This is a genomic window from Mitsuaria sp. TWR114, from assembly GCF_007997345.1.
Map to the genome: position 1 here is coordinate 1 of NZ_VOSR01000638.1, position 3,669 is coordinate 3,669.

At 72.7% G+C, this 3,669-nt stretch carries 4 protein-coding genes and 1 pseudogene; all 5 read right to left on the minus strand.

What is annotated here, in order from left to right; genetic code table 11:
* Positions 1-285 (minus strand): annotated as a pseudogene (locus FUT87_RS21295) (hypothetical protein); the annotation flags it as partial.
* A 29-nt stretch (positions 286-314) separates the two neighbouring features.
* Positions 315-1,097, minus strand: a complete 783-nt coding sequence (locus tag FUT87_RS21300) for a PhaM family polyhydroxyalkanoate granule multifunctional regulatory protein (protein WP_147242314.1) — start codon at positions 1,095-1,097, stop codon at positions 315-317.
* A 106-nt stretch (positions 1,098-1,203) separates the two neighbouring features.
* Positions 1,204-1,875 (minus strand): MarC family protein, encoded by a 672-nt coding sequence (locus tag FUT87_RS21305; protein ID WP_254783480.1) that lies wholly within the window; start codon positions 1,873-1,875, stop codon positions 1,204-1,206.
* A gap of 91 nt (positions 1,876-1,966) precedes the next feature.
* Positions 1,967-3,022 carry a TraB/GumN family protein gene (locus FUT87_RS21310; RefSeq protein ID WP_147242315.1) on the minus strand — a complete coding sequence of 352 codons (1,056 nt, stop codon included), beginning with the start codon at positions 3,020-3,022 and terminating at the stop codon, positions 1,967-1,969.
* Positions 3,023-3,032: 10 nt separating this feature from the next.
* The coding region (locus FUT87_RS21315; RefSeq protein ID WP_147242316.1) for an ATP-binding protein at positions 3,033-3,669 on the minus strand (637 nt) is incomplete at its 5' end.

Below are 3,669 nucleotides of genomic sequence, written 5' to 3' on the forward strand. Positions count from 1 at the left end.
CGGCGGCAGGTCGCAGAGCATGACGACCAGCGCCGGCTCGTCGAAATACTCGACGCCGCTGGCGCTCACCGCCAGCGCCGACGCGCCGACCCAGCCGCAGCCGGGCCAGCGCTGGCGGACCTCGTCCAGCAGCGCCTGCGCCTGCGGCACGTAGGGGTGGGTCAGGTAGAGGAAGCCCAGCGTCGGCGTCATGCCGGCGCGCTGGCCCTCCAGCTGCGCGCCGGCCAGGGCCAGCGCCATGTGGGGGTCGGGATGGGTGGCGTGAGCCTGGAGGAAACGAGGCATGGACGGCCCTCGGGGGAACTGCGGGAGGCTCAGGGAGTCTTGCGTTTGGAAGCGGTCGTCTTGCGGGCCGGCGCGGCCTTGGCTGCCGACTTGGCCGCCGACTTGGCCGCCGCTCTGGGCGCGCGATCCGTCGATGCCTTCGCCGTGCCCTTCGCGGCGGAGGGGCGCGTCGCCGCGGGCCGACCCGACGGCGCGGCCGACGAGGCGGCGGCCGTGGACGCCGCCGTGGCGACCGAGGCCGCGGTCTGCGCGCTCTTCATCGCGTTGGCCGCGACCTGCGTGAATTGCTGGGTGAGGGCGTTCCACCACTGCATCGGGTCGGCGCCGGCAGGTTTGGCGCCGGGCGCCGCGGGCGCCTTGGCCGGCTCGGCGGCGTCCTCGGCCGGCTCGGCCTTCGATGCGGCCTCGGCGGCAGGCGATGAGGACGGCGCGGCCGTCGCGGTCTTCGAAGCCGGGGCCGGCGCGGACGACGGCGACGGCGACGAAGCGGACGACGCCCCCGGGAAGGGCGGCGGCACGGGGGTCTTCAGCGCATCCTTGAGGTCGGCCATCGGCACGTTCATCGCGTGCAGCGTGGACAGCGTCATGCGCTGCACCTCGAGCGCCTGGATGGTCGCGGTCAGCATGCGGGCGTTGTTCTCGAGCCAGAACTGCACGGTGCGCAGCTCGTCGATGCGCTTGTCCAGCTCCTGCGGGTCCAGCGTGGGGGCCACCCACTGGTTGAAGCCGGGGATCGCGGCGCCGGCGTTCTTCATCAGCCCCTGCAGGAAGTCGAAGCCAGGAACGAATTTGCTGAAGTCGGTGTCCGCCATGCTGTCTCCTCGGTGGGCTTGCGGCGACGCCTGCCTGGGCGCGGCCGTGAGCGTCGATCCTACGCCGCGGCGGGAGACCTCCGCGCAGGACGGGGCGAGGGTCGCCTCAGGTCGGGATGTGGTTCAGGTCGGCCCAGCCGGACCAGAGGATCTGGATGCCGATGCACAGCAGCACGAAGGCCATCAGCCGCATCATGACCAGGGTGCCGACCTCGCCCATGCGCATCAGCAGCCGGCCGCCGTTGCGGTAGACCAGGTAGACGACGGCCGCCGTGATGGCCGCGCCGATCGCGGCGATGCCGGCCTGCATCACGTAGGGGATGGGCGAGCGCGGGATCTGCGCGCCCAGCGCGATCGCCGCGGCGATGCTGCCCGGGCCGGTGGTCAGCGGGAAGGTGATGGGGAAGAAGCTGCGCCGCACGATCTCGGCCTCGCTGATGTCGCCGGGCGACGAATGCACCACGGCGGTCTGGACGTCGTCGGTCTCGTTGCGGGTCAGCATCACCCAGGCGCTGTAGGCCACCAGCAGGCCGCCGCCCACGCGCACCACCGGCAGCGAGATGCCGAACAGGTCCAGCACGTAGGTGCCCACCAGCAGCGACACCATGATCACCACCCAGCCGTTGATCGCGACCTGGCGCGACAGCCGCTTGAGGACCTTGTCGTCGCCGCCGGCCGCGCCGATGACGATCGGGGCCACGCCCACCGGATTGATGATGGGCAGCAGCGTCAGCGGCACCAGGAACAGCGATTGGAGGAAGGACGGCAGGGGGTCCAAGATGCGGGACTCCGAAGGGAAAAGGAAGGGTCTGACGGAAGGCGCCGCGGCGGGGCCGGGCGCGAAGGCGGCCCAGTGTGCCGCAACTCGGTCACCGCGATCCGGAGGGCGGCATCAGGGTTACCTCGAAGCCGTGCTCCCGCAGCAGCGCGGGCAGCGCCCGCGGGCCGGTCATGTGCATCGCGCCGACGGCCACCAGCAGCGATTGGCCGCGCTGGTGCAGCTCGGCGATCCGCTCGGCGAGCGCCGGGTTGCGACCGTCGTTGATGCGTCTCAGCGCCGTGCGGTCCGCGGCGTCGGTGACGCAATCGCACCACTCGGCGTAGCGGTTCAGCCGCGCCAGGTCGCCGCGGTCGTAGACGGCGACCATCGTGTCCAGCGTGCGCAGCAGCGTGGCGGGGCGCTCCAGCTGGCGCAGGTTGGCCCGCAGCTCGTGGCGGGCGGCGTCGACATCGGCGGGCAGCAGCGCCTCGAGCTGGCCCTGCAGCGTCTCCAGCGCCAGCACCGGCAGGCCGCGCTCGCGGGCCCACTGGCTCAGCAGCATCTCCTGGCCGTACCGCACGTCCAGCCCCAGCGCGCGGGCGCGCAGCAGCATGTAGGTGCTGGTCTGCAGCAGCGGATGCATCGTCGCGAGCGCGCCCGGCGGCAGGCAGACCGCGGCGGCCTGGGCGTCCAGGCGGCGGCGCAGCGAGGCGTCCAGCGGCAGCTCGGGCATCGGCGGCATCTGCCAGGCATCGCGGTCCAGCGGATCGAGTTCGAGCGCCACCGCGTCGACCTGCGCCAGAGCGGCGAGCAGGCGCGGTCCGGGCGCGGCCCAGGCGGGACGGCCGACATGCAGGCTGGCATAGAGGTAGGAGGTGCGGCCGTCGCGTTGCAGCGTCCACATCAGGCCGCGATCCTTGGCCAGTGCGGCCAGACGCGCGGCGGGCAGCGGCGCGGGCTCGGCGGGGCAGCTGGCCTTGGGCGGCGGCGCGGCCGCGGCAGGAGCGGCTTGCGCGGCGGTGCCGAGCAGCAACGCGAGCGTCAGCGGCAGGAGCACCGCTCGGCGCGCTACCTGGCTCAGTCGCGCGAGGCAGCGGAACACCAGTCGCGCGAGGCAGCGGAAGAGGAACGAGAGCAGCATGCCCGGCACGATGCCATAGAACATGGCGTGGGGGTCAGGCCTCGCCCTTGCGGAAGCCCATCGGGCGGCGCTGGCGGACGTCGGGCTTCACACGGTGCTCGGCCTCGAGCAGCGTCAGGAATTCATCCGGCGACAGCGCCTCGCCCAGGATCTCGGCCTGCTGCCGCACCGCGGCGAAGTCGCCCAGCGTCAGCGCGTCCAGCGCCCGCAGCCGGTCGGCCTGCGGCTCATCGGGCGGCAGGCCCAGTTCGCGCTCGAACATCGTCAGCCGCTGGTCCGGCCGCAGCGGCTTGAAGCGGATCTTGAAGCTGAAGCGGCGCAGCGCCGCCTCGTCGAGGTCGTCGAAGGCATTGGTGGTGCAGATGAACAGGCCGGCATGGCGCTCCATGCCCGCCAGCATCTCGTTGACCTCGCTGACCTCGTAATGCCGCTCCGCCATGCGGCGGCTGCGCAGGAAGCTGTCGGCCTCGTCGAGCAGCAGCACCGCGCCCTCGGCGGCGGCGGCCTCGAACATGCGGGCCATGTTCTGCTCGGTCTCGCCGACGTACTTGGACATCAGGTCGCTGGCCAGCCGCACCATCAGCGGCCGCTGCAGTTCCGCGGCGATGTGCTCGGCCAGCGCGGTCTTGCCGCTGCCCGGCGGGCCGTGGAAGCACAGCGTGCCCAGGCCG

Excerpts from the sequence above, each read along its gene's own strand:
- FUT87_RS21300 (WP_147242314.1), bottom strand. The coding sequence starts at position 1,097 with ATGGCGGACACCGACTTCAGCAAATTCGTTCCTGGCTTCGACTTCCTG.
- FUT87_RS21310 (WP_147242315.1), bottom strand. The coding sequence starts at position 3,022 with ATGTTCTATGGCATCGTGCCGGGCATGCTGCTCTCGTTCCTCTTCCGC.